General features: G+C 70.6%; 20 protein-coding genes and 1 pseudogene. 14 read left to right on the forward strand and 7 right to left on the reverse strand.

The genetic code is table 11. The features are described from left to right. The first annotated feature begins 31 nt into the window (after positions 1-31). The 3 genes from V6U86_RS02115 (at position 32) to V6U86_RS02125 (ending at position 4,618) form a co-directional block, all read left to right on the forward strand. Positions 32-3,973: a ThuA domain-containing protein gene (locus V6U86_RS02115; protein WP_334497741.1), complete on the forward strand. Its 3,942-nt coding sequence runs from the start codon at positions 32-34 to the stop codon at positions 3,971-3,973. 142 nt (positions 3,974-4,115) lie between these two features. Further along, a complete protein-coding gene (locus V6U86_RS02120) occupies positions 4,116-4,280 on the forward strand; it encodes a hypothetical protein (RefSeq protein ID WP_334497743.1) in 165 nt (54 codons plus the stop codon). A gap of 56 nt (positions 4,281-4,336) precedes the next feature. Next, complete coding sequence (locus tag V6U86_RS02125) at positions 4,337-4,618, forward strand: hypothetical protein (protein WP_334497745.1); 282 nt, start codon at positions 4,337-4,339, stop codon at positions 4,616-4,618. Between the two features lie 6 nt (positions 4,619-4,624). Here V6U86_RS02125 and V6U86_RS02130 read toward each other — a convergent pair whose 3' ends face one another. Further along, positions 4,625-5,110 (reverse strand): septum formation initiator, encoded by a 486-nt coding sequence (locus V6U86_RS02130; protein ID WP_334497747.1) that lies wholly within the window; start codon positions 5,108-5,110, stop codon positions 4,625-4,627. Between the two features lie 102 nt (positions 5,111-5,212). On the opposite strand from V6U86_RS02130, the gene V6U86_RS02135 reads away from it, so the two are divergent. From V6U86_RS02135 to V6U86_RS02150, 4 genes are all read left to right on the forward strand, one after another. Continuing rightward, complete coding sequence (locus V6U86_RS02135) at positions 5,213-5,908, forward strand: response regulator transcription factor (RefSeq protein ID WP_334497749.1); 696 nt, start codon at positions 5,213-5,215, stop codon at positions 5,906-5,908. Continuing rightward, the gene (locus tag V6U86_RS02140) at positions 5,905-7,194 is read left to right on the forward strand and encodes a sensor histidine kinase (protein ID WP_334497751.1); all 1,290 of its coding nucleotides are present in this window, start codon (positions 5,905-5,907) and stop codon (positions 7,192-7,194) included. The genes V6U86_RS02135 and V6U86_RS02140 overlap by 4 nt, the downstream gene beginning before the upstream one ends. A 28-nt stretch (positions 7,195-7,222) precedes the next feature. Further along, positions 7,223-7,777 (forward strand): DUF5872 domain-containing protein, encoded by a 555-nt coding sequence (locus tag V6U86_RS02145; RefSeq protein ID WP_334497753.1) that lies wholly within the window; start codon positions 7,223-7,225, stop codon positions 7,775-7,777. A 107-nt stretch (positions 7,778-7,884) separates the two neighbouring features. After that, on the forward strand, positions 7,885-8,409 hold the full coding sequence (locus tag V6U86_RS02150; RefSeq protein WP_334497755.1) for a PepSY domain-containing protein: 525 nt from the start codon (positions 7,885-7,887) through the stop codon (positions 8,407-8,409). A gap of 228 nt (positions 8,410-8,637) precedes the next feature. On the opposite strand, the pseudogene V6U86_RS02155 reads toward V6U86_RS02150, so the two are convergent. The 4 genes and pseudogenes from V6U86_RS02155 to V6U86_RS02170 form a co-directional block, all read right to left on the reverse strand. Next, a pseudogene (locus V6U86_RS02155) lies at positions 8,638-10,587 on the reverse strand (ABC transporter ATP-binding protein); the annotation flags it as partial. 123 nt (positions 10,588-10,710) lie between these two features. Continuing rightward, positions 10,711-11,961 carry an HNH endonuclease signature motif containing protein gene (locus V6U86_RS02160; RefSeq protein WP_334497757.1) on the reverse strand — a complete coding sequence of 417 codons (1,251 nt, stop codon included), beginning with the start codon at positions 11,959-11,961 and terminating at the stop codon, positions 10,711-10,713. A 62-nt stretch (positions 11,962-12,023) separates the two neighbouring features. Further along, positions 12,024-12,710 (reverse strand): class I SAM-dependent methyltransferase family protein, encoded by a 687-nt coding sequence (locus V6U86_RS02165; RefSeq protein WP_334497758.1) that lies wholly within the window; start codon positions 12,708-12,710, stop codon positions 12,024-12,026. Positions 12,711-12,844: 134 nt separating this feature from the next. Continuing rightward, positions 12,845-14,056 carry a chitosanase gene (locus tag V6U86_RS02170; RefSeq protein WP_334497760.1) on the reverse strand — a complete coding sequence of 404 codons (1,212 nt, stop codon included), beginning with the start codon at positions 14,054-14,056 and terminating at the stop codon, positions 12,845-12,847. Positions 14,057-14,326: 270 nt separating this feature from the next. On the opposite strand from V6U86_RS02170, the gene V6U86_RS02175 reads away from it, so the two are divergent. From V6U86_RS02175 to V6U86_RS02185, 3 genes are all read left to right on the forward strand, one after another. Continuing rightward, positions 14,327-14,926, forward strand: coding sequence for an RNA polymerase sigma factor (locus tag V6U86_RS02175; RefSeq protein ID WP_334497762.1), 600 nt, complete (start codon positions 14,327-14,329; stop codon positions 14,924-14,926). Beyond that, positions 14,923-15,633, forward strand: coding sequence for a hypothetical protein (locus V6U86_RS02180; protein ID WP_334497764.1), 711 nt, complete (start codon positions 14,923-14,925; stop codon positions 15,631-15,633). Before V6U86_RS02175 ends, V6U86_RS02180 begins: the two co-directional genes overlap by 4 nt. Positions 15,634-15,744: 111 nt before the next feature. Next, on the forward strand, positions 15,745-16,404 hold the full coding sequence (locus tag V6U86_RS02185; RefSeq protein WP_334497766.1) for a hypothetical protein: 660 nt from the start codon (positions 15,745-15,747) through the stop codon (positions 16,402-16,404). A gap of 46 nt (positions 16,405-16,450) precedes the next feature. On the opposite strand, the gene V6U86_RS02190 is transcribed toward V6U86_RS02185, so the two are convergent. After that, a complete protein-coding gene (locus tag V6U86_RS02190; RefSeq protein WP_334497768.1) occupies positions 16,451-18,079 on the reverse strand; it encodes a glycoside hydrolase family 43 protein in 1,629 nt (542 codons plus the stop codon). 254 nt (positions 18,080-18,333) lie between these two features. Between V6U86_RS02190 and V6U86_RS02195 the strand changes: the two genes are divergently transcribed. The 4 genes from V6U86_RS02195 (at position 18,334) to V6U86_RS02210 (ending at position 22,606) form a co-directional block, all read left to right on the forward strand. Next, positions 18,334-19,626: an extracellular solute-binding protein gene (locus tag V6U86_RS02195; protein WP_334497770.1), complete on the forward strand. Its 1,293-nt coding sequence runs from the start codon at positions 18,334-18,336 to the stop codon at positions 19,624-19,626. A gap of 49 nt (positions 19,627-19,675) precedes the next feature. Beyond that, entirely contained in the window at positions 19,676-20,674 is a 999-nt protein-coding gene (locus V6U86_RS02200; RefSeq protein WP_334497773.1) for a carbohydrate ABC transporter permease, read from the forward strand. Then, positions 20,671-21,510, forward strand: a complete 840-nt coding sequence (locus V6U86_RS02205; protein WP_334497774.1) for a carbohydrate ABC transporter permease — start codon at positions 20,671-20,673, stop codon at positions 21,508-21,510. The genes V6U86_RS02200 and V6U86_RS02205 overlap by 4 nt, the downstream gene beginning before the upstream one ends. Before the next feature lie 88 nt (positions 21,511-21,598). Further along, positions 21,599-22,606: a LacI family DNA-binding transcriptional regulator gene (locus V6U86_RS02210; protein WP_442934865.1), complete on the forward strand. Its 1,008-nt coding sequence runs from the start codon at positions 21,599-21,601 to the stop codon at positions 22,604-22,606. Positions 22,607-22,612: 6 nt separating this feature from the next. Here V6U86_RS02210 and V6U86_RS02215 read toward each other — a convergent pair whose 3' ends face one another. Continuing rightward, positions 22,613-23,320, reverse strand: a complete 708-nt coding sequence (locus V6U86_RS02215) for a SanA/YdcF family protein (protein WP_334497776.1) — start codon at positions 23,318-23,320, stop codon at positions 22,613-22,615. Between the last annotated feature and the right edge of the window lie 1,040 nt (positions 23,321-24,360).

Raw genomic sequence — 24,360 nt, forward strand, 5'->3', positions numbered from 1 at the left:
CGTCCCCCCGCACTGCGAAAGGACCCCCACCGTGCGCAGATCCCTGAGATCGTGGCTCGGCGTCGCGCTGAGCGCGATCCTCGTGGCGGGCGGCATCGTCGCCGCGCCACCCACGGCCAGCGCCGCGCCCTTCACCGTGCTGGTCTTCAGCAAGACCGCCGGATTCCGGCACGGATCCATCACCCCGGGCATCGCCGCGATCCAGCAACTCGGGGCGGCCAACGGCTTCACCGTCGAGGCCACCGAGGACGCCGCCCAGTTCACCGACGCCAACCTGGCCCGGTTCGCCGCGGTGATCTGGCTCTCCACCACCGGCGACGTGCTCAACTCCGCCCAGCAGGCCGCGTTCGAGCGCTACATCACCGGCGGCGGCGGGTACGTGGGCGTGCACTCCGCCTCCGACACCGAGTACGACTGGCCCTGGTACGGCGGACTGGTCGGGGCGTACTTCGCCTCGCACCCGGCCGAGCAGACCGTCACCGTGAAGGTGGCCGACCAGGTGCACCCGTCCACCGCGACGCTGCCGCAGCGGTGGAGCCGGTTCGACGAGTTGTACAACTACCGCACCAACCCCCGTGGCAACGTGCACGTGCTGGCCACCCTGGACGAGAGCACGTACACGGGCGGGAGCATGGGCGCCGACCACCCGATCTCCTGGTGCCAGAACTACTCCGGCGGTCGAGCCTGGTACACCGGCCTGGGGCACACCGACGCGTCGTACACCGAGGCGAACTTCCGCCAGCACCTGCTCGGCGGCATCCGGACGGCCGCCGGCGCGGTCACCGCCGACTGTGGCCCCACCGTCACCAGCAGCTTCCAACAGGTGGAGCTGGCCAAGGGCGCGGCCGAGACCGGTGAACCGATGAGCCTCACCGTCCTACCGGACCGGGGCGTGCTGCACACCAGCCGCAACGGCGTGATCCGGCACACCGACGCCGCGGGCAACACCAAGATCGCCGCCACCCTGCCGGTCTACACCGGCGACGAAGAGGGCCTGCAGGGCATCAAGGCCGACCCGAACTTCGCCACCAACCGCTGGGTGTACGCCTACTTCGCCCCGCCACTGAGCACCCCCGGCGGCGGTGCCCCGGCCACCGGCACCCCGGCCGACTTCGCCGTCTGGGACGGCGTCAACCGGCTGGCCCGGTTCACGGTGAACGCGGACAACACCATCAACCTGGCCAGCGAGACGCTGATCCTCAACGTGCCCACCAGCCGGGGCATGTGCTGCCACGTCGGCGGCGACATGGACTTCGACGCGGCCGGCAACCTCTACCTGTCCACCGGTGACGACACCAACCCGTTCGACTCGGCCGGCTTCACCCCGATCGACGAGCGGGCCGGGCGTAACCCCGCCTTCGACGCGCAGCGCACCTCAGCGAACAGCAACGACCTACGCGGCAAGGTCCTGCGGATCAAGCCGAGCGCGGCCGGCGGCTACACCATCCCGGCCGGCAACATGTTCGCCCCGGGCACCGCGCGGACCCGCCCGGAGGTCTACGCGATGGGCTTCCGCAACCCGTTCCGGATGAGCGTGGACAAGGCCACCGGCATCGTCTACCTCGGTGACTACGGCCCCGACGCGGGCACCGCCGACCCGAACCGGGGGCCGGCCGGCAACGTCGAGTTCGCCCGGATCGACCGGCCCGGCTTCTACGGCTGGCCGTACTGCACCGCCCGCAACGACGCCTACAACGACTACACCTTCCCGTCCGGACCGTCCGGGGCGAAGTTCAACTGCGCCGGCGGGCCGGTGAACAACTCGCCCAACAACACCGGCATCACCCAGCTGCCGCCGGCCATCCCCGCCTGGTTGCCGTACGGCGGCTCCGGCTCGCCGCCGGAGTTCACCGGCGGTGGTCTGTCGCCGATGGGCGGGCCGGTCTACCGGTACGACCCGAGCAACACCTCGCCCGTGGCGTTCCCGGAGTACTACGACGGGACCTACTTCGCCGGTGAGTTCGGCCGCCGCTGGATCAAGAACATCAAGCTCGACCCGGCCGGCGAGCCGCTGAAGATCAACCCGTTTCCGTGGACCGGCACCCAGGTCATGGACATGGAGTTCGGGCCGGACGGCGCGCTCTACGTGCTCGACTACGGCACCGGCTGGTTCAACGGTGACGCCAACTCGGCGCTCTACCGCATCGAGTACGCCCGTGAGGGCAGAGCGCCGGTCGCGAAGGTGTCCGCCACCCCGACAAGCGGCACCGCGCCGCTGACCGTGGCGTTCTCCTCGGCGGGCACCCTCGACCCGGACGGTGATCCGTTCACCTACGCCTGGGACTTCGACAACAACGGCACCACCGACTCGACGGCGGCGAACCCGAGCTTCACGTACACCACCAACGGAACCCGCAGCCCGACGCTGACGGTCCGGGACACCACCGGCAAGACGGCCACCGCGAGCGTGGTCGTCACCGTCGGCAACAGCGCCCCGGTGGTCACCGTGAACACCCCGTTGAACGGGCAGACGTTCAATTTCGGGGACGCGGTGCCGTTCTCCGTCACCGTCACCGACGCCCAGGACGGGTCGATCAACTGCGCCCGGGTCAAGGTGAACTACGTCCTCGGCCACGACTCGCACGGCCACCAGCTGGGCAGCGTGCAGGGCTGCACCGGGGTCATCCAGACCTCGGCCGACGGCGAGCACGACACGGCGGCGAACATCTTCGGCATCATCGACGCCGAGTACACCGACCTGGGTGGGGGCGGCCAGCCGCCGCTGACCACGCACACCCAGGCGGTGCTGCAACCACGGGTACGCCAGGCCGAGCACTTCGGTGACTCGTCCGGCATCCAGATCGTCGCCGGGGCGGCCGGGCACGGCGGGGCCGCCGTCGGCTACGTCGACAACAACGACTGGATCTCGTTCCGCCCGTACAACCTGACCGGCGTCCAGTCGTTCAGTGCCCGGGTCGGCGCACCGGCCGGCGGTGGCGGCACGTTGGAGTTGCGGGTCGACTCGCCCACCGGTCCACTGGTCGGTTCGGCCACCGTGGTGCCGACCGGCGGGTACGCCAATTTCGCCACGGTCACCGGTGGGGTCACCGCCCCCACCGGCACCCGGACGCTGTTCCTGGTCTTCAAGGGCACCGGCCCGTACTTCGACATCGACGAGTTCACCCTCTCCACCAGCCCCGGCGGACCCGGGCCGGACCCGGACCCGGACCCCGAGCCGGGCACCAACCTGGCCCGGGGCAAGCCGGCGCGAGCGTCCAGCTTCGAGGGCGCGTTCGTCGCGGGCAACGCGTTCGACGGCGCGGCCGGCACCCGGTGGGGCAGCGCCTTCGCCGACCCGCAGTGGATCGACGTGGACCTCGGCGCCACGTACGCCATCAACCGGGTCAAGCTGAGCTGGGAGGCGGCGTACGGCAGCGGATACCAGATCCAGACCTCGCCGGACGGGGTCACCTTCACCACGATCCGTACGGTGACCGGTGGCGACGGCGGGGTGGACGACCTGACCGGGCTCAGCGGGTCCGGCCGGTACGTCCGGCTTCTCGGCACCACGAGGGGGACCCCCTGGGGCTACTCGCTGTTCGAGTTCGAGGTGTACGGCGGCACCGGCGGCCCGACCGGCCCGACCGGCAATCTGCTCCTGAACAAGCCGACGACGACGTCCAGTAACGAGGGGGCCGACGTGACCGGCGCCCAGGCGGTCGACGGCAGCCTCACCACCCGCTGGTCGAGCACGTTCTCCGATCCGCAGTGGATCCGGGTCGACCTCGGCAGCGCCACGGCGATCGGCCGGGTCAAGCTGAGCTGGGAGGCGGCGTACAGCAGCGCGTACCAGATTCAGACCTCGAACGACGGCACCACCTGGACCACCGTGAAGACGGTGACCGGGGCCGACGGCGGCGTGGACGAGCACACCGGGCTCGGCGCCAACGGTCGCTACCTGCGGATCCACGGCACCGCCCGGGGCACCGGATACGGCCACTCGCTCTGGGAGGTGGAGGCGTACACCAGCTGAACCACCAGCGGACGTGGCCGGCACGGTAATCCGTGCCGGCCACGTCCGTCACTCCCGAAGAGGCGTCCCGGCTGCGACACAACGCGGACGCCGCTCGGGCGCGGCTGCGCCGTAGCGGCCTACTGACCAACGGAGGGGCGGCATGAGCAGCGACGATCTGGAGCGCCGCTACCGCCGGCTGCTGGCCGTCTACCCATGGGAACACCATCGGGTGTACGAGGACGAGATGCTGGCCGTGCTCCTCGCCGGTGCGCGGCCGGGCCAGCGGCGACCCGCCGCCGCCGACTGGAGGCGAGCAGTGAGCTGATCATCTGGCTCTACGTCGCGGGCCTGGCGGTCGTCGCGTCGGCCATGGTGATCGCGGTGGTCACGCTCGCTCCGGAGGTGCGCCGACGGATCGTCGTCATGCTCCTGCCCGTGCCAGCCCTCGCCCTGGTGATCGACAGCGCCCTTGCCGGGTGGGTCACCTCGACCGCTCACATCGGACGCGCCATCGCCCTGGTGCCGGCGCAGTGGGCGATGCTGGTGCTCGTCGCGCCGGTGACCTTCCTGGCCGGGGCACTGCTCGTGCGACGTCGAGAGGAGACCCTGCACATGGTCGCCCTCGGCCGAGACGCCGACCGCGAGCAGTCAACGGGTCAGTGAAGGTGGTCAGTCGTCGGCGACGGCCACCGGCTCCGAGCCGATGCAGCGCACCTTCAACTCGTACTCCCGGGTCGCCCCCTGGAACGTGACCTCGACGTCGTCGTCCGGGCCCCGGTCCACGTCGCGGACCCGGTAACCCTGCGCGGGCGCCCAGGAGACGAGGCGTACGCCGCCGGGGCCGCACTCGGCGACGGCCGTGCCGCCGTCGGTGGCGAAACCCCGGCGGGCCCCCGAACTGGCGCTCGGCGCAGGGCTTGTCGTGCCCGGCCCGGCCGAGGCGGTGCCTGTCGTGCCCGGCCTGGCCGAGGCGGTGCTGCTCGGAGCTGGCTCGGGTGCGGCGAGCGCCCGCTCGATCTCGGCCTCGCTGCGCACCCCACCCGGGGTGCCGGTGAGGCTCTCGCCAACCAACCGGATCGCGCCCAGGCCGATCAGGGTCGCGATGGCGGCGGTGGCCACCCACCCGGTGGCGACGAGGAACGAACGACGGCCCATCCCCTGACTATCCCCGATCCGTCCTTGTCGTTGGCACATCCGCACGCTAAGGCATGGTTAACGTGCGCCGCACTGCCAGCGGCAGCGGTTAGCCTGCCAGCTGTGGCCCGCCTGTTGCTCATCGAGGACGACCTGACCATCCGTACCCCGCTGATCCGGGCCCTGCGCGAACGCGGCCACGCGGTGGGCGCGGCCTCGACCGCGATGGCCGGGCTCCGCGACGCGCTGGAGGACCGACCCGACCTCGTCGTGCTCGACCTGGGCCTGCCCGACCTGGACGGCCGCGAGCTGCTGCGGATGCTGCGCGCGGTCAGCTCGGTGCCGGTCATCGTGGCCACCGCACGTGACGACGAGGCCGAGATCGTCCGGGTGCTCGACGCGGGCGCCGACGACTACGTGGTCAAGCCGTTCACCGCGGCGCAGCTCGACGCCCGCGTCCGGGCGGTGCTACGGCGAGGCCCCTCCGGCGTCGACGGGCAGGACCCGCCGCTCGTCGTCGGCGGGCTCCGCGTCGACCCCCGGGCCCGGCAGGTCACCCTCGACGGGGCGACGGTCGAGTTGACGCCCCGCGAGTTCGACCTGCTGCACCACCTCGCCGGCCGACCCGGCCAGGTGGTCACGAAACGTGAGCTGCTCACCGAGGTGTGGCAGATCCCGTACGGCGGTGCCGACAAGACCGTCGACGTGCACCTGTCCTGGTTGCGTCGCAAGTTGGGGGAGAACGCGCAGCAGCCCCGCTACCTGCACACCGTACGGGGTGTCGGGGTCCGTCTCGAAGCCCCGGCGGCGCAGCCGTGAGGGCGCGTCTCGCGCTGCTGGTCGCCGCGGTCAGCGTCCTCACCCTCATCGCGTTCCTGGTGCCGTTGGCACTGCTGGTCCGCACCGTCGCCGAGGACCGGGCCACCGTCCGGGCCACCGCCGACGCGCAGAGCCTGGTGCCGGTGGTCGGCACCGCCGACGCGGCGACCATCCGGCTCACCGTCGAGCAACTCGCCGCGGAGTCCGGTCGACCGGTGAGCGTCTTCCTGCCGGACGGCACGGTCCTCGGCGCCCAGACACCGCGTACGCCCGCGGTGGCCCTCGCCGCGCGCGGACAGAGCCTCACCGGGGAGTCGGCGGCCGGCCGGGAGGTGGTCATCGCCGTGCAGGGTCGGGCGGACGGCACCGGGGTGATCCGGATCGCGGTGCCGCAGCACGAGCTGACCGCCGGGGTCACCCGGGCCTGGCTGGTGCTGGCCCTGCTCGGCGTGATCCTCGTGCTGATCGGGCTGCTGGTCGCCGACCGGCTGGCGCGCACCCTGGTCCGGCCGATCAGCGACCTCTCGGCCGTCTCACACCGGCTGGCCAACGCCGAGTTGGACGCCCGGGTCACGCCCGCCGGCCCACCCGAACTACGCGAGGTGGCCGGCGCGCTCAACCACCTCGCCAACCGGATCCAGGTCCTTCTCCTTCAGGAGCGCGAGCAGGTCGCCGACCTGTCGCACCGGTTGCGGACGCCGCTGACAGCGTTGCGGCTGGAGGCGGAGTCGTTGCGCGACCCGGACGACGCCGCGCGGATCACCGCCGCCGCCGACGGGCTCGAACGCGCGGTCACCGGGCTGATCCGGCAGGCGCGCTGGCACCACTCACCGGCGGCGGGACCGGTGGTCGCGGACGCGGCGGCGATCGTCGCCGACCGGGTCGCGTTCTGGTCGGTGCTGGCCGAGGACACCGGCCGGGCCGTCACCCTCGACCTTGCCCACGGACCCCTGCTCGTCGGTGTGCCCGCGGACGACCTGACGGCGGCCGTGGACGCGCTGCTCGGCAACGTCTTCGCGCACACCCCCGACGGGTCGCCCTTCGCTGTCCGGCTCGCCGAGGACGCGGGTGAGGTGCTGCTCACCGTCGCCGACGAGGGCCCGGGAATGCCAGCCGGCGCGGTTCGGCGGGGGGCCAGTGCGGCCGGCTCCACCGGCCTCGGCCTGGACATCGCCCGGCGTGCCGCGCAGGCCGCCGGCGGTCGGCTGGAGTTGCGAGCCGGCCCGGGAGGCGGTGCGCGGGTGCTGCTCCGGTTGGGGCCTCCGACGCCGCGCCGGGACGCATAGGCGCTGCGGTGCCGGGTAGCTGCCAGTCATGGCGCGGTATACGAAACCCGAGCTCAGAGAGCAGATCAAGGAAGAGGTCAAGGCTTCCGACAAGGGCGGACGACCGGGGCAGTGGTCGGCGCGTAAGTCGCAGCTGGTCACTCAGGAGTACAAGAAGCGCGGCGGCGGATTCCTGGGCGAAAAGGACGAGCGGCAGAAGTCTCTCCAGCGCTGGGGCAACGAGAAGTGGCAGACGAAGGAGGGCGACACCCGGGCGCGCAAGGGCGACACGACGAGTCGTTACCTGCCCAAGAAGGCCTGGGAGGAGATGTCCGAGAGCCAGAAACGCGCAACCGACACCAAGAAGCGCGAAGCGTCCCGATCCGGTAAGCAGTACGTCGCCAACACCGGGCCGGCCAAACGAGCGCGTCGGGACGCCACCACGGCTGGCCGGATGTCGGAGATGTCGGTCGCGGAAGCGGCCAAGCTGGTCCGCGGCCTCGACACGCGACAGCTCAGGACCGCGCTGCGCAACGAGCGCGCGAGCAAGGACCGCAAGACGCTCGTCCAGCGGCTGGAGGCGGAACTCAACCGGCGCGGCTGACCCGGCTCGTCGACCGTCTTAACCCGGCCTTAGCGTCCGGACAGCGCGGTGCTATCCCGATCTGGCCGATCCTCGGAGTCGACAACCGAGGAAAGGTGGACACCACGATGAAGCGCACCAATCTGCTTCTGGCGTCGGTCGGCGGGTCGGCGGTGCTGGCGGTGGCCGGGGTCGCGCTCGGCGTCAACGCCGCGAACGGCTCGCGGACCGGCGACACCGCACTCGCCGCGGCGACTGTCGCGCCGACCGCCACCGACGAGCCGGCAATCACCGGTACGCCGTCGGCCGGCACCCCATCGGGTACGCCGTCGAGCGCAACGCCGTCCGGTACGCCGTCGACCGGCAGCGCGCCGGCGGGCAGCGCGGTCGACGAGAAGCGCGCCGGCGAGATCGCGCTCGCCAAGGCCGGTGGCGGTCAGATCGTCGAGGTCGAAGCCGAGCAGGAGAACGGCCGTCCGGTGTGGAGCATCGAGATCGTCGCGGGCGACACCGAGCACGAGGTGGACGTCGACCGGGACAACGGGTCGGTGGTCAAGGCCGAGCAGGAGCCGGTCGACGACGACAACGACGATGACGACAACGACGATGACGACAACGACGACGACGACAACGAGGACAACGACGACGACTGAGCCAACGACTGACCGGCCGCCGCCCGCCCAGGAATGCTCTCCCGGGCGGGCGGCGCTGCCGATTCACCTGGCAACGCGGCGGTCCGGCTCGTCCTCGGTGGATGGCCGGCCGCCGCGACCGTCTCAGGTGGGCGAGGGCCGTCAGAGCGCGACGCGCTGCTCCTGGACCGTCGCCTGCTCCTGGACCGTCGCCTGGTCCTGGACCGTCGGCTGGTCCTGGACCGTCGGCTGGTCCTGGACCGTCGGCTGGTCCTGGACCGTCGGCTGGTCCTGGACCGTCGGCTGGTCCTGGACCGTCGGCTGGTCCTGGACCGTCGGCTGGTCCTGGGCGAACTGGGTGCGGTACAACTCGTGGTACCTGCCACCAGCGGCGAGCAGGTCACTGTGCCGCCCGCGTTCGACGATCCGTCCGTCTTCGACGACGAGGATCTGGTCGGCCGCCCGGATGGTGGAGAGTCGGTGGGCGATGACCACGCTCGTCCGACCGGTCAGGGCTTCGGCGAGGGCGTCCTGAACCGCCGCCTCCGAGGTGGAGTCGAGATGCGCGGTGGCTTCGTCGAGGATGACCACGCGTGGCCGGGCCAGCAGCAGGCGCGCGATGGTGAGCCGTTGCCGTTCCCCGCCGGACAGCCGGTATCCGCGTTCGCCGACGACGGTGTCCAGCCCATCGGGGAGGGAGCGGATCAGGGCGTCGAGTCTGGCCCGCCGCAGCACCTCCCACATCTCGTCCTCGGTCGCGTCCGGCCGGGCGAACGCCAGGTTGGCGCGGATGCTCTCGTGGAAGAGGTGCCCGTCCTGGGTCACCACACCCAACGCGCTACGGATCGACTCGGCCGACAGCTCACGTACGTCGACGTCGGCCAGCTTCACCGCACCGTCCTCGACGTCGTACAGGCGTGGCACGAGTTGCGCGATCGTCGACTTGCCCGCCCCGGAGGAGCCAACGAGCGCCACCATCTGCCCCGCTTCGGCGCGGAACGACACCCCGTGCAGCACTTCCTCACCGCCGCGCGTATCGAGCTTCGCCACATCCTCCAGCGACGCGAGCGACACCTTGTCGGCTGAGGGGTAGCCGAACCGTACCCCGTTGAACTCCACCGCCACCGGCCCTTCCGGAAGGGGACGGGCGTCGGGCCTGTCGAGGATCAGCGGCTTGAGGTCGAGGACCTCGAACACCCGCTCGAAGCTCACCAGCGCGCTCATCACCTCGACCCGAGCACTGGCCAGCGACGTCAGCGGTGCGTAGAGCCGCGACAGGAGCAGCGCGAGAGCCACCACCGTCCCGGCGTCGAGGCTGCCCCGCAGGGCGTAGAAACCACCCAGCCCGTAGACCAGGGCCAGCGCCAACGATCCGACAACGGTGAGCGCGGTGATGAAGACCCACTGAAGCATCGCCGCGCGGACGCCGATGTCGCGTACCCGTCGCGCCCGCGCCGCGAACTCGGCGGACTCCTCGGCCGGCCGCCCGTACAGCTTCACCAGGGTGGCGCCGGGGGCCGAGAAGCGTTCGGTCATCCGGGTGCTCATGGCTGCGTTGTGCTCGGCCGCCTCGCGCTGCAACTGGGCGAGCCGCGAACCCATCCGCCGGGCCGGGATGACGAAGATGGGCAGCAGAACGAGCGCCAGAGCGGTGATCTGCCAGCTGAAGGTCAGCATCACCGCCAACGTCAGGGTCAGCGTGACGGCGTTGCCGACCACACTCGAAAGCGTGCCGCTGAAGGCCCGCTGCGCGCCGATCACGTCGTTGTTCAGGCGGCTGACCAGAGCACCGGTGCGGGTACGGGTGAAGAACGCCACCGGCATGCGCTGAACGTGGTCGAAGACCGCGGTGCGCAGTTGGACGATCAGCCCCTCGCCGATGCTCGCGGAGAGGAACCGTGTCACCAGACCCAGGCCGGCCTCGGCGAGGGCGATCAGGGCGATCAGCACCGCCAACCGGATCACGACGCCGCTGTCGGCGCCGTCGACGATCGCGTCGACCACCCGGCCGGCGAGAACGGGTGCCGCCACCGTGAGGGCCGCCGTCACCACGCTCAGCAACAGGAATCTGATGATCAAAGTACGGTGCGGTCGCGCGAACTGCGCGATCCGCTTCAAGGTGGCGCGGGACAGTGGTCGCTCGTCCCGCGCGTTCATCGCGTGGTGCAGGGACGTCCACGCGGTAACTTCCATGCTCATGCCTTACCTCCGATACCGGAGGTTAGGACCTCACCCGAGCTTGAGGTCAAGTCGCCGCGCGGAATGCGGCAACTCGGTGCGGACGACGTCCGACCCGAAGGTGGCTTTCTCAGCTGGCGGATCCTATGTGCGTCGGTGGTAGTGGTTGCGCCGGGGGAGCTGGTCGGGGTCGAGCCAGGACGGTGGAATGAACTCCGGACGGCCGTCGTCGCCGAGCCGGACGACCCAGTCGGTCTGGTGGATGTGTCGGTGGTGGTGGCCGCAGAGTAGAACCGCGTTGTCGAGGTTGGTGGTGCCGCCGTCCGCCCAGTGCCGGATGTGGTGGGCGGCGCACCAGCGCGGTGGTCGGTCGCAGCCGGGGAAGGCGCAGCCGCGGTCGCGCAGCACGAGGGCGCGGCGGAGCGGCCCGGCGACGAGCCGGCGTTGTCGGCCCACGTCGAGGACCTGGCCGGTGCCGCCGAGGACGGCGGGCAGGATGCCTGCGTCGCAGGCGAGCCGACGCACGGCCTCGGGCGTGAGCTGTAGACCGGTGTCGAGCGCGCCGGTGGACAGCTGCCGGCTCAGCCCGTCGTAGCTGGTGGTGACAACGATCTGGGCGGAATCGCCACCGCTGTCGGGCAGCTCGCCGGTCCGGAGGGCGAGTCGGCACACCTCGCCGAGGGCGTCGTGGCGTCGTTGACCGGGGGACCGGGAGTCGTCCGGGCCGGACGGGGCGGTCAGTGGGTCGATGGCGGCGCGGAACAGGCCGGCGGTTTCGGCGTCGAGGGTGCCGGTGAGCCGGAGTCGACCGTCGGTCTGCTCGGACAGGGTGAGGTGGCGGTCGCGGTCGGCGCGGCGGGCATCGGCGTCCACTGCCGCTTTGGCGGCGGCGTCGGCGAGGTCGGGGGCGACGTGGTCGAGGATGCGGGTGCCGAGTTTGCGGAGCAGGGTGGGGTCGAACTGCCCGGCCCAGTCGACGAGCACACCGACCGCCTTGTCAGCGGCCTCGGCGTCGGCCGACCTGGTCACGGTGTCGACGGTGTCGACGATGACCCGGGTCTGGTCCAGGCTGATGGCGCCATCAGCAAGCGCTTGCCGGATGGCGGGATTGCCGGTGTCGAGAGCCGCGGCGAGGTCGACGAGCCGGCGGGCGGCCGGGACGGTGAGCCGCAGTCGTTCCCGCAACCAGACCGCCGTGGAACACGCCCCCTGCACGCGGGCGATGCCGCGGCCGTCGACCTCGCGGACCAGGGCCAGCTTCACGGCGGCGAAACGCTGCTCCAAACGGTGCGCGGCCTCCAGAGCAGCGATCAGATCATCTTCGCTGAGAGCCCAGGCGGCGGCGTCAACGCACGCGGCGATCGCGTCGTCTGCCTGCGCCAACTCCTCAACCATGACCCGAGATTAGAACAGACGTACGACACTTTGAGTGCCCGTCTGAGAGATCTGATCCGATGTCAGGGTCGGGTCCCTGTCGGCGGTGTGCCGACACGCTTGCGCGCCGTGTCCTGAATGAACTCGAAGATCTTGCCCTGGGAAGCCAGCGGCTGCGGGGTGCCGGTGAAGCGGTGAACGCCGACGGAGAACAGCACGCCGTCGGGGGCGTGGAAGGCCTGTTCGGCGAACCCGGCGTCGGCCAACCAGGTTCGGACCTCTGATGTGAGGTCAGGCGTGCGTCGGGTCCTGGTCCAGATCACCGTGGCCTCGGCGGCGCAGAGCTGTGGCAACGCGTTGATGGTGGCGTGGACGTTGGCGTCACTGATGTTGCCCAGGACTCCCGCCATGATGACAAGGTCGGCGGGCACCGCCTGCCGGTAGGAGCCGAGGTCGCCCGCGTCGGCCTGCATGACGGTCACCGTGTCGAGGTTCGCGGCGGCTGCTCTGGCTCGGGCCGCCGCGACGTTGCGGGGGTCGTACTCGATCAGCGTGACATCGACCCGCATAGCGCCAGGGCGCGAGGCCAGTACGTCCAGAATGTCGTGACCTTGGCCGGCATACATACTGACCACCGACCTGGGCTTGTCCGGTCGCTCATCGAGCCACGCGGCGATGTGCTGCTGAACCAGACGTAGCCGGCGTGCCAGGGGTGAGTCGCCATCGGCGTAAGGGCCGTGCCACGCGTACCAGTCCTTGCCGTCGTTCATGGAGACCAAGCCTGCCAGTGTCACCCCGCCGCCGCGATCGCGGCTCGTTGGACGTCTGGATGCGCCGCGCCAGGTGGCGGGGCCGTCGACGAACGGAAACTCCCTGCCGGCGACCCCGCCACCATTTCTGCGAACTAACCGATGCGGAACTGGTCGCCGTAGACGGCGAACACCAGCGGGGTGTTGAGGTTGAAGTTGCCGTTGTTGAGGAACACCCGCTGGGCGGTGTCGACGCGCGAGGTGTCCGAGTGGGCCTCCTCCTTCTTCATCTCGATGACCCGCTCGTCGAGGAAGGCGTTGAGCCAGGTCCGCTCGTCGCCGCCCTGGGCCGGCGGCTTGGCCCGATTCAGGGCGCGGTTGCGGATCTGGCGCATGCCCTCGTACCCGTGCATGACCGCCGCGTCGTAGTAGGCGAACTGGCCGAGTGCCCGGACCTGGTCGTTCTTGCCGTCGCGTACCGACGGGTTGAAGTAGACCCGGTCGCGTTCGGCCTCCTGGGCGGCCTGGAAGACCGAGTCGGTGGCCGCGGTCCGCCAGTCGCGGGGGAAGTTGGGGTCGAGGCCGGAGTGCGACGGGGTGCCGTTGACGTTGCGCAGCGCCGGCAGGTAGCCGGCGAGCACGTTGCCCGGCTTGGTGCGGGTGTACGCCTCGACCAGTTCGAGCATGTCGCCGGTGCCGGAGCAGAAGCCGATGATGCCGGCGGTGTAGCCGCGCCCGTCGCCGATGTCCTCGATGTAGGAGAACTGCGCGCGCCAGTCGAGCGAGGAGTTCTCCGCGGCCGAGACGAGTTGCATGGCGACGTTCTTCTTCGCCGGGTCGTCGAGGTTGGTGCCGGTCGGGGTGGTGGGCGGGGGAGTGGTGGGGGTGCCGCCGCCCGGCAGGGTCCACCGCTGGTTGGTGGTGCCGCCGCAGGTCCAGATCTGCAACCGGGCGCCGTTCGCGGTGCTCCGGTCGGTGACGTCGAGGCACTTGCCGGAGCCGGAGTTGATGAGCGCGCCGTTGCTGGCGGTCCACTTCTGCGCGCCGGTGTTGTTGCAGTCGTACAGCTGCACCTTGGCGCCGTTGGCGGTCGACGCGGCGGTCACGTCGAGGCACTTGCCGAGTGCTCGGATCGAGGTGTCGGTGTTGCCGACGGTCCACGTCTGGGCCGCGCTGCCGTTGCAGTCGTAGAGCTGGACGGGCGTGCCGTTGGCGGGGTTGGCGCCGGCCACGTCGACGCACTTACCGCCGAGCCCGGTGATCGGGCCGGCGGTCGCGGCGCTCGCCGACGGCAGGCCGTAGCCGACGGCGGCGACGCCGATCAGCAGGGCTCCCACGATGTAGGCGGCTGTTCTCTGGTGAACCATGGTGTTCCTCGGGGAAGGGGCGGCGTGCCGCCAGCCGGTCGGTTCGCGGTGCCCTGCGGCGCCGAACTGCCGCGCCGGGCCAAGCATCAGGAAACTGTATTAACAGATACCAGCATGTCTATATCTCGTCAATCGGCGACCGCAGGGCGTGACACCGCCTGTTCACCCCGTCGTTGGCGGGGTGTCCGTGCCGGTGGCTATCGTCGGTCCGTAACTGACCAACGGGCCGGTCCATCGGAACCAGCACCGTCCGACGGACAGAAGATGGTCATGGAGTCGAGTCTGCGCGCTCGGGTGCGAGCCGGTGACCCCGGTGCGTTCGCCGAGCTGTTCGACCAGTACGCGCGCTCGGTGTACAACCACGCGTTCCGGCTGACCGCCGACTGGGCCACGGCGGAGGACGTCATGGCTGCCACGTACCTGCAGGCGTGGCGGTCCCGGGAGCGGGTCACCGAGGAGGGCGGGTCGCTGCGTCCCTGGCTGCTGGGCATCGCCACCAACGAGGCCCGCAACCACACCCGCAGCAACCGCCGCTACCGCAGGGTGGCCTCCGCGTTGCTCGCCTCCGACTTCACCCTGCCCGACCACGCCGACGAGGTCGCTGGCCGACTCGACGACAGCCGACGCATCGCCGCCGCTATCGACGCGCTGGCCCGGCTGCGCCGACCCGAGCGCGAGGTGCTGACCCTGTGCCTGTGGGAGGGCCTCGACTACGAGTCCGCGGCGGAGGCACTGGGCGTTCCGGTCGGCACGGTGCGGTCCCGACTGTCACGTGCCCGTGCCCGGCTCCGTACCCTCGTCGACGCCCCGCCGCGCGCCGCGCGACCGCCGGTCGTGGACGCCTCGCTCGTGCAGGAGGGCAGCCAGTGAGCGCGCCAGACCCGGCCGAGTGGGCGGAGATCGCCCCCCACCCCGGCGATCACGACCTGCCGGCGGGCCGGCATGAGCTGCACCGGAGCCGGCTGCTGACGGCGATCGCGCAGGAGTCGCGTACCCACACATCGCGCCGGCCGTTGCTGCGCCCCGCGTTCGCGCTGGCCGCGCTGGTTGTGGTCGCGGCGGGGGGTGCCGGGCTCGCCGTCAGATCGAGCGACGAACCCCCGGCGTCACAGCCGTCGCCGGCCGCGACCCGCTCGGCCGATCGGCCCACGCCGCCGGGTGCGCTCGCCAAGATCCAGGCGTACGGCACGGTGCGCCAACTCACCGACACGGCGGACCTGGTGGTCCGTGGCGAGGTCGTGTCGGTGACGGACGGGCGGACCGTCTACCGGGTGGCCGAGGTGCTCTACCGCGCGCCGGTCGCCCCGGTCTCCACCGAGATCACGTTGGACACGGAATCGGTCGCGCCACCCGGCCAGCCGACCGTCCTCTACCTGGCCCTCAGCGACCCGGAGGCGCGCGTCTACGCCCCGCTCAGCGCCGACTTCGGGATCTTCGACCTCGCCGGGGAGACGGCCACCAGCCGATCGTCGGCGATGTCGGTGACCGGTCTGCGCGCCGAGGACGCCACCGTGGCGGGCCGCGCGTTCGTCACCACGCTGGCCGAGCTCCGCCAGCTCGCCCGCGAGCGCGGCTGAGCCCAGAAAAAGATGGAACTCGGCACCCGGGGCGCACAGATAGAAGGCGTAAGCAGTGCCGCGTTCCGAGCGAGACGACCCGGGACGGCACCGAGACGCAAGGAGCGTTCCATGGCAGTCGACCTGCGCCGTACCCGGCCTCTGGTGGCCACCGCCGCCGCCGTGCTCGCCGCGGCGGCGTTGTCCGCCTGCGGTAGCGCCGACGCCGACAAGGCCGCCGCACCCGCGCCGAGCAGCGCCGCGCCGAGCAGCGCCGCCCCGAGCAGCGCCGCGCCGAGCAGCGCCGCCCCGACCAACGCCGTACCGACCAACGCCGTGCCGCCGATCAAGGGCAAGCTGCGCGGGTACGGCACCGTGCAGCAGCTCAGCGAGGCCGCGGACCTGGTCGTACGCGGCGAGGTCGAGGCGGCCGGTTTCCGGGTCGACGAGGTGCTGCGCGCGGCGACCGGGTCGACCGTGCAGGCCGGAGCGCGGATCACGCTCGCCAGCCTGCCCGCCGGTGTGCCGGACATGGCGAACATGTCCAAGCTCGAAGCGGGCCAGGTCGTGGTGCTCTACCTCGCCAAGGACCCGGCGGCCCCGACGTTCCAGACGCTCAGCGGCGACTTCGGCGTGTTCGACGTGAGCGGCACCGGCGCGGAGGCCGTCGCCGTGACCCGCTCGCAGGCCATGGCCGTCAGCGGCCTGCTCGCCGAGGACCCGGGCGCGTCCGGCCACGGTTTCCGCACCACCCTCGGCCAGCTGCGCACGGTCGCCGCCCAGGTCAAGTAGGACGAGTGGCAACGCGGACGGCACCCGCCGAGTGCCGTCCGCGTGGTCACTGCTCCCGGTAGGTGGCGAGGTCGAAGTCGGCGTGTACGCCGTCGCCGCCGCCCAGGTCCTGAACCCACAGGCCGAGGAACGCCCCGGTGAAGCCCCACGCCGCCGGCTCACCGTCGATGATCAGTGCGGCGTGTTCGTCGGACAGGATGGTCGCGTCCAGCTCGACCGGTAGCCGCTGCCAACCGGTGCCGAGGTCGTGGTCGAAACGCACCACCGGCCCGTCGAAGACGGCCCGCAGGCCGACCCGGGTGACACCGCCGACATCGACGGTCAGCTCCGGGTACGCGGTGCGCCGCCCGTTGTCGGAGCTGAGCAGCTCCAGCACCTTCCGCCCGTTGTCGGCCCGGGTCAGGTAGAGGTGGTGCCAGTTGAGGGTGTTGTAGTAGGCGGTGATCCCGGCGAGCTGACGGTGGTCGGCCGGTTCGAACTCCACCACGGTCTCCAGCGAACACTCCATCGCGCCGACGCGTCGCCCGACCAGGCTGGGCGCCTGGCGGCCGACCGGCGACTGCCCGCCGTCTATCCGCAGGTACGACGGGCGGGTGTGCAGGTCGACCCAGTCCGCCGTGGCCGGCCGCCGCAGCGTCGACCAGCACCGGCCCAGCTCGGGGGCGTCGAAGTGGTCCGTCTCGGGCTCCGCCGGCCACGGGTGCGCGGGCAGGTCGGGTGCGACCACCTCATCCGCGGGCACCCCTCCGGCGACCCGTGGCCAGCCACCCGAGGGCCACTCGACCCGCTGGATCGCGGTCTCCCGGCCCAGCACGCAGTTGCCCAGCGGCGAGTACGGGCGGCCAACCAGGTGGGCCAGGTACCACTCGTCGTGCTGGGTGCGGACCAGGCTGCCGTGCCCCGCCTTCTGCAACCGCAGGTCGGGCCGCCCGCAGGAGGTCAACAGCGGCCCGTCCGGGTCCACCTGGTACGGCCCGAAAAGCTCCCGGGACCGCGCCATGGTGACCTGGTGCTCCCAGCTGGTGCCGCCCTCGGCGGTGATCAGCCAGTACCAACCGTCGTGGCGGTACAGATGCGGACCCTCGGTGAGCCCGGCCGGAGAACCGGTGAACAGGATGCGAGGGCTGCCGACCAGGCGGCGCGCGGCCAGGTCGTACTGCTGGATCTCGATGCCGCCGAAGCGGTCGCGGCCGGGTCGCCAGTCCGCGCTCATGCTCAGCAGCCACGTGGTGCCGTCGTCGTCACGGAACAGCGACGCGTCGAACCCGCGACCGTGCAGTTTCACCGGATCGGACCAGGGGCCGGTGATCTCCTCGGCGGTGACCAGGAAGTTCTGCGGATCCCAGTAACCGCTGGCGAAGCTGGCCACGTCGCTGTAGACGAGGTGGAACTGACCGTCGTGGTACGTCAGGTCGGGTGCCCACACCCCGTTGGAGTCGCCGCAGCCACGCAGATCGAGCAGGCGCCGGTCGGTGATGATCCCACCCAGGCTGCGCCAGTTCACGAGATCACGCGAGTGGTGCACGAGCACGCCCGGGTACCACTCGAAGGTCGAGGTGGCCAGGTAGTAGTCGTCGCCGACGCGCAGAATCGACGGGTCCGGGTGGAACCCGGCGAGGACGGGATTGCGGATCGACCGGGTAGCGGTCGCCACGTTGGCCATGTCGGTCGACATGAGGGCTCCCCTCTCGACGGGCTGTTTGGAACTTCCGGAAACTCGCGATCCCTGGCCATTGACGGCCGTCCCTACGCTAGCCGGTCTTTTCGTATTAGGACAGAGGTATTGACCGGTGAGGCGACAGCTCGTAGCGTGCCGGCCATCGATCGGTATTACCGGCGAAGCATTGAAAGTTTCGGAGATCCATAGATCCCCACCCGCCGGCTCGTCCGGCGTTCGAGCACTCCCGTGAGTCCCCGAAAGGATGGATCATGACTACGCACCTCTCCCGCCGAACGCTGCTCGGTCTCGCCGGTGCCGGTGCCGGCGCCTGTCTGCTGAGCGCCTGCGGCGACGACGAGTCCAGCGACCCGAACGCCCCACAGACCATCAACTGGTGGCACATCCAGAACACCGAGCCGATGCTTCCGGTCTGGGCGGCGCTGGCCACCGAGTACAAGGCCGCACACTCGAACGTCACACTCGACATCCAGCCCCTCGAGAACGAGGCGTTCAAGGCCAAGCTCACCACCGCCACCCAGGCTGGTGACCCGCCCGACCTCTTCCAGTCCTGGGGCGGTGGCGTGCTCAAGCAGCAGGTGGACGCGGGCCTGGTCAAGGACATCACCGACGACGTGAAGCCGTGGATCGGCGGCCTGCTGCCCGCTGCCCTGGAGCCGTACACGATCGACGACAAGATCTACGGCGTTCCGTTCGACATCGGCATGGTCGGTTTCTGGTACAACAAGGACCTCTTCGCGCGCGCCGGCATCACCGCCGCGCCCACCACCTGGGCGGGCGTGCTCGACGCGGTCCGTCAGCTCAAGGCCGCCGGCATCACCCCGATCGCCCTGGCCGGCAAGGACAAGTGGCCGGCCCACTACTACTGGTCCTACCTCGCCATGCGCATCGGTGGGGTGGGCGCGCTGCAGAAAGCCGTCGACGACAAGAACTTCGACACCCCCGACCTCGTCGCCGCCGGCGATCGGCTCAAGGAACTCGTCGACCTGCAGCCGTTCCAGAAGGGGTTCCTCGGCGCGGGGTACGGCACGCCCGACGGGCAGGCCGCCGCCATGGGCAACGGCGGTGCGGCCATGGAGCTGATGGGGCAGTGGGCGCCGGCGGTGCAGGCCTCCAGCTCCACCAGCAAGAAGGGCCTCGGCGACAAGCTCGGCTTCTTCCCGTTTCCCACTGTCGACGGCGGCAAGGGCGCCATGACTGAGGTCTTCGGCGGCGGCAACGGCTTCGCCATCGGCAAGGACGCCCCCGCGGCCACCGCCGACTTCCTGAAGTTCCTGCTCAGCGCGGACAACCAGCGTAAGTCGGCGCAGACCGGCGCGGTGCTACCGACAGTGCGGGAGGCCGCGACGGCCATCCCCGACGCCAACGGCAAGCTCCTCGCGGAGACCCTGGCCAGCTACACCGGCTTCCAGCTCTACCTCGACCAGGCGTACGCCCCGGCGCTCGGTTCGCAGATCAACGACAGTGTCGCGGAGCTGGTCGCCGGCAACAAGTCGCCCGCGCAGATCGTCAAGGACATCACGCAGGTGGCGAAGACCGTCTGACCGTGACCACCCACCCATCCGTAGCCGGCAGACCCCCTGTGGAGTAGGCATGACCAGGCCATCGACCGTGTCGGACACCAGGCACGGCGACCCGGCGACGGACCCGCTGGCGTCGGGGCCGGGCACCGTGCGACAGCGCGGCCGCCAGCCTCGGCCGGGCCGCGGCGGCGTCCTCGCCATCTTCCTCACCCCAGCCCTGGTGCTGTTCCTGCTGCTGGTCGTCGCCCCCATCCTGGTGGCCAGCTACGCCAGCCTCTACAAGTGGAACGGCTTCGGGCTGCCGGAGAACTTCATCGGGCTGGACAACTACACCCGCGCGTTCCAGGACCCGACCTTCCGTGGTGACCTGTGGCGCGGCTTCGTGCTGGTGCTGCTGTCACTGGTCGTCCAGCTGCCCGCGGCGTTGGCCCTGGCCATGCTGCTCAATCAGCCACTGCGGGGCCGCGCCGCGTACCGGCTGATCTTCTTCGCGCCGTACGTGCTCTCCGAGGTCACCACGGCCGTCCTGTTCGACCTGGTGTTCTCCCCCAACCGGGGCCTGGGCGACGCGATCGCGACGTGGTTGAGCGCCGACGCCGGCACGGTCTTCGCCGACCCGGACACCGTGCTGTACGCCGTTTTCCTCGTGGTGTCCTGGAAGTACTTCGGCCTGTACATGATGCTCTTCCTGGCCGCCCGTCAGGGCATTCCCAAGGAGTTGTCCGAGGCCGCGGTCACCGACGGCGCCACCGCCTGGCAGGCGTTCCGGCACGTCACCCTGCCCCTGCTCGGGCCAACGATCCGGATCAGCGTCTTCCTGTCGGTCATCGGCACCATCCAACTGTTCGACATGGTCTGGGTGCTCACCCGGGGCGGCCCGATCCACTCGTCGGAGACCATGGCCGTGACGATGTACGAGTACGGCTTCCGCCGTTTCGAGGTCGGCTACGCCAGCGCGATCAGCATCGTCATGTTCCTGCTGAGCCTCGTCTTCGCTCTCTTCTACCAGCGCGTCGTCCTGCGTCGTGACACCGCGGGCGCGATCACCAACCAGGGAGGCCAGCGATGACCGGCACGGTGAACCGCGCCCTGCGGACCCGCCGCCTCGTGCTGCACCTCGTCTGCGTCCTCGTCGGAGCGCTCATCGTCGTGCCGGTCTGGTTCGGCGTGCTCGGCGGGTTCAAGGACAACGGTCAGCTCTCCACCAATCCGCTGGGGTGGCCCGACCCCTGGATGCCGTCGAACTACACCGACATCCTGGCCTCCGGAGTGTTCTGGCGGCAGCTCGGTAACAGCCTTCTCATCGCGGTGAGCAGCACATTCCTCGTCGTCGCCGCGGCGGCGATGGCCGCGTTCGTCTTCGCGCGGTACGCCTTCCGGGGCCGCGAGTTCCTGGTGACCCTGTTCGCGATCGGCCTGATGTTCCCGTTTGCGGTGGCCATCCTGCCGCTGTTCGTCCTGCTGCGTGGCTTGGGCCTGCTGGACAACCCGCTCGGGGTCATCCTGCCCCAGGCCGCCTTCGGGCTGCCGATCACCATCATCATCCTGCGCCAGTTCTTCCGTACCATCCCGGCCGAGATCGAGGAGGCCGCCGTCCTCGACGGCTGCGGCTCCTTCGGGTTCTTCTGGCGGGTCCTGCTGCCGATGGCCCGCCCCGCCCTGGCCACCGTCTCAGTGCTGGCCGTGGTGACCAGTTGGAACAACTTCATGCTCCCGCTGGTCGTCTTCACCGACCAGAGTTGGTGGACCCTGCCCGTCGGGGTGCAGGCATTCCAGGGCCAGTACACCGCCGAAACCGCACGGGTGCTCGCCTACGTGGTGCTGTCGATGGTGCCGGCCCTGGGCTTCTACGCCGTGGCCGAACGTCAACTCATCGGCGGCCTCACCGGCAGCGTCAAGGGATGACATCGCACCGCCGCGAGCAGACCTGAAGTTTTCCAGCGGACCAGGGGGGACCGTGGGCACAGCGAACGGCCGAAACGTCACCATCGCCATGATCGCGCGGTTGGCCGGAGTCTCCGTGCCCACCGTCTCCCGGGTCATCAACGGCCGCTCCGACGTCGCCCCCGACACCCGGGAACGCGTCGAGGCGCTCCTCAACCGGCACGGCTACCGCCGCCGGTCACCGACCCGGCGTACCGACGCCGCCCTCATCGACCTGGTCTTCAACGACCTGGACAGCCCGTGGGCCGTGGAGATCATCCGGGGGGTGGAGGACGTCGGCCAGGCCAACGGCGTCGGCACCGTCGTGTCGGCCATCCACTGGCGCATCTCCTCGGCCAAACAGTGGCTCGACAACATGCGTACGCGCTCCACCGAGGGAATCATCTTCGTGACCTCGATGGTGAACCCACCGTTGCAGGCCGAGCTGCGCCGCCTCCACCTGCCGGTCGTCATCATCGACCCGGCCGGGGTCGACCCGCAGGAGTCACCCACCATCGGCGCCACCAACTGGGCGGGCAGCCTCAGTGCCAACCAGTACCTGATCAACCTCGGCCACCGTCGCATCGGCTTCATCGCCGGACCGTCGCACCTGATGTGCAGCCGGGCCCGGATGGACGGCTACCGGGCCGCCCTCGGCGCCGCGGGCATCCCCATCGACGACGCTCTGATCCGTCCGGGCAACTTCTACCACGAGTCCGGCTTCACCGCGGGAACCCAGTTGCTGGCCCTGCCCGACCCGCCCACCGCCATCTTCGCCTCCAGTGACCAGATGGCCCTCGGCGTCTACGAGGCGGTCCGCAAACGGGGCCTACGGGTGCCAAACGACGTCAGCGTGGTCGGCTTCGACGACCTGCCGGAGGTGCGGTGGTGCTCCCCACCGCTGACCACCGTCCGTCAGCCCCTGGCCGAGATGGGCATGCTGGCCGCGCGTACCGTGCTGCGCCTTGCGAGCGGCGAGCGGACCGAGAGCCCTCGGGTGGAGCTCGCCACCGAGCTCATCGTCCGCGACAGCGCCGCACCACCCGTCCGCGACAGCGCCGCACCACCACGGTCGTGACCCTGCTCAGCTCACCCGTAACGCGTCGTCGACGCCCGTCTCCCGGCGGCCGAGGTGCGCCGGATCGCGGCCGGAGAGCAGGTCCAGCGCGGCCTTCACACAGGCGCCGTTCTCCCGGGACGAACTGAACCACCACGTCTGGGCGTACCGCTTCGCGCTGTCGTCGCCCACGCCGTTGGCGTCGATACCGAGACGCCGGCACAGCGCCACGGCGCGCGGAAGGTGGAAGGACTGGGTCACCACAGTGGCTCGCCGCACCCCGAAGATCCGCTCGGCCCGCGCACACGAGTCGTAGGTGTCGAAGCCGGCGTAGTCCGGCACCACCTTGTGTGCTGGTACACCCCGCTCCACCAGCCAGGTCCGCATCGCGGCGGGCTCGTTGTAATCGGCGTTCATGTTGTCGCCCGACACCAGGATCGCCCGAACCTTGCCGGCGTCGAACAGCCGCCGCGCGATCTCCAACCGGGCCGCGAGCACGGGGGAGGGCGTGCCGTCCGCGTCCACCTTGGTGCCCAGGACCAGCGCGACCGGCGCGTCCGGCACCTCGGCCTCGCCGTAGAGGTGGCCTTCCGCGGTGTCGCGGATCCACGTCACGCTGGCCACCGTGCCTCCGGTCAGCGCCACCGCCCCCACCACGAGCGCGAGGATCGCACGGCGGGCCAACCGCCGATGCTCTCCGTACCAGCGCCTGGCCGCCCCGAATCGTCCCCGCATGCCGTAAGGCTATTCCGCCCGCGCTCACCGGCGAACCAGCCCCCGCAGCAGCTGACAGAGAACATTGTCTATGGACAATCGCTCGCTGTTAGCGCTAACGTGACGGACAGTCGTCGATACTCGAACGACCTCGGGTCGCTGTGACGGAGCTGTCGCCATTGGCCCTGGGTGTGACTAACGACGATCGTGGCGTGGGGCGGGTGGCACGTGGCCGGCGCGAGACGGCCCGAGACCACCACCGGGCGACCCGCGCGCCACGCGGCCGAGGCATGAACGGCCACCGGGATTCCAGGGCATCGCGGCAGCCGGGACAGTCGTACGACGACAACCGGTCCGCCCGACTGCCCAGCGCACACCGCTGAGCAGCGGCCCACACCTGGGCCGCCCTGATGCCGACCGTCGGTGCCAGCCCTGGCCGCCGGGTCGCGTCCCGCTGCTCGGAGTCCGGGCCCGAGCAGCGGGACGCCACCCGGGCCCGGCCGGTCACCGTGTCAGGTTCGCGTCCGGCGTTGGGCGTGAGGCACAGGCCGGACTGCACGCCGGTGACCGTGCCGTCGGTGTTGAGGTTCCACTGCTGGTTGCTGCCGCCGTCACGCCGCAGGGCCTGCGCCGACGAGACGTCCCAGCACTTGCTGCTCCGGGTCACCGACGGGTAGATCACGATGGAGCCGTAGCGGTCGGCGAGGGTGCTGAGCCCTGGGTGAGCGTCGCGGCCAGCAGTGCGATCCTTGATCTCATCGGCGGTTCCTCTTGTCGAGTCGGGGACCCGGCGGCAGCCCGGATCGCCACAGGCGTCGGGATGTGCTGCGCTGCGCACCTCGACCTGGGCATATACGTCCGCTATCCGGAGGGCGACATCCTGGGTAGCGACGCTTTGGAGCTGATGTCGCAAACGAATCAGGGATTTCCGGCAAGCGGGCCGACAGTGTGCCATTGTGGTACGTCGATGAGCAGCCGCGCGCGGGGCTGACCTCCGTCCACTGGGCAGCGGGGATCCAGGTGTGATCTCCGGGGACGGTGACACCAGCGACGGACCAAAG

Source organism: Micromonospora sp. CPCC 205558 (genome assembly GCF_036902955.1).
Taxonomy (GTDB): domain Bacteria; phylum Actinomycetota; class Actinomycetes; order Mycobacteriales; family Micromonosporaceae; genus Micromonospora.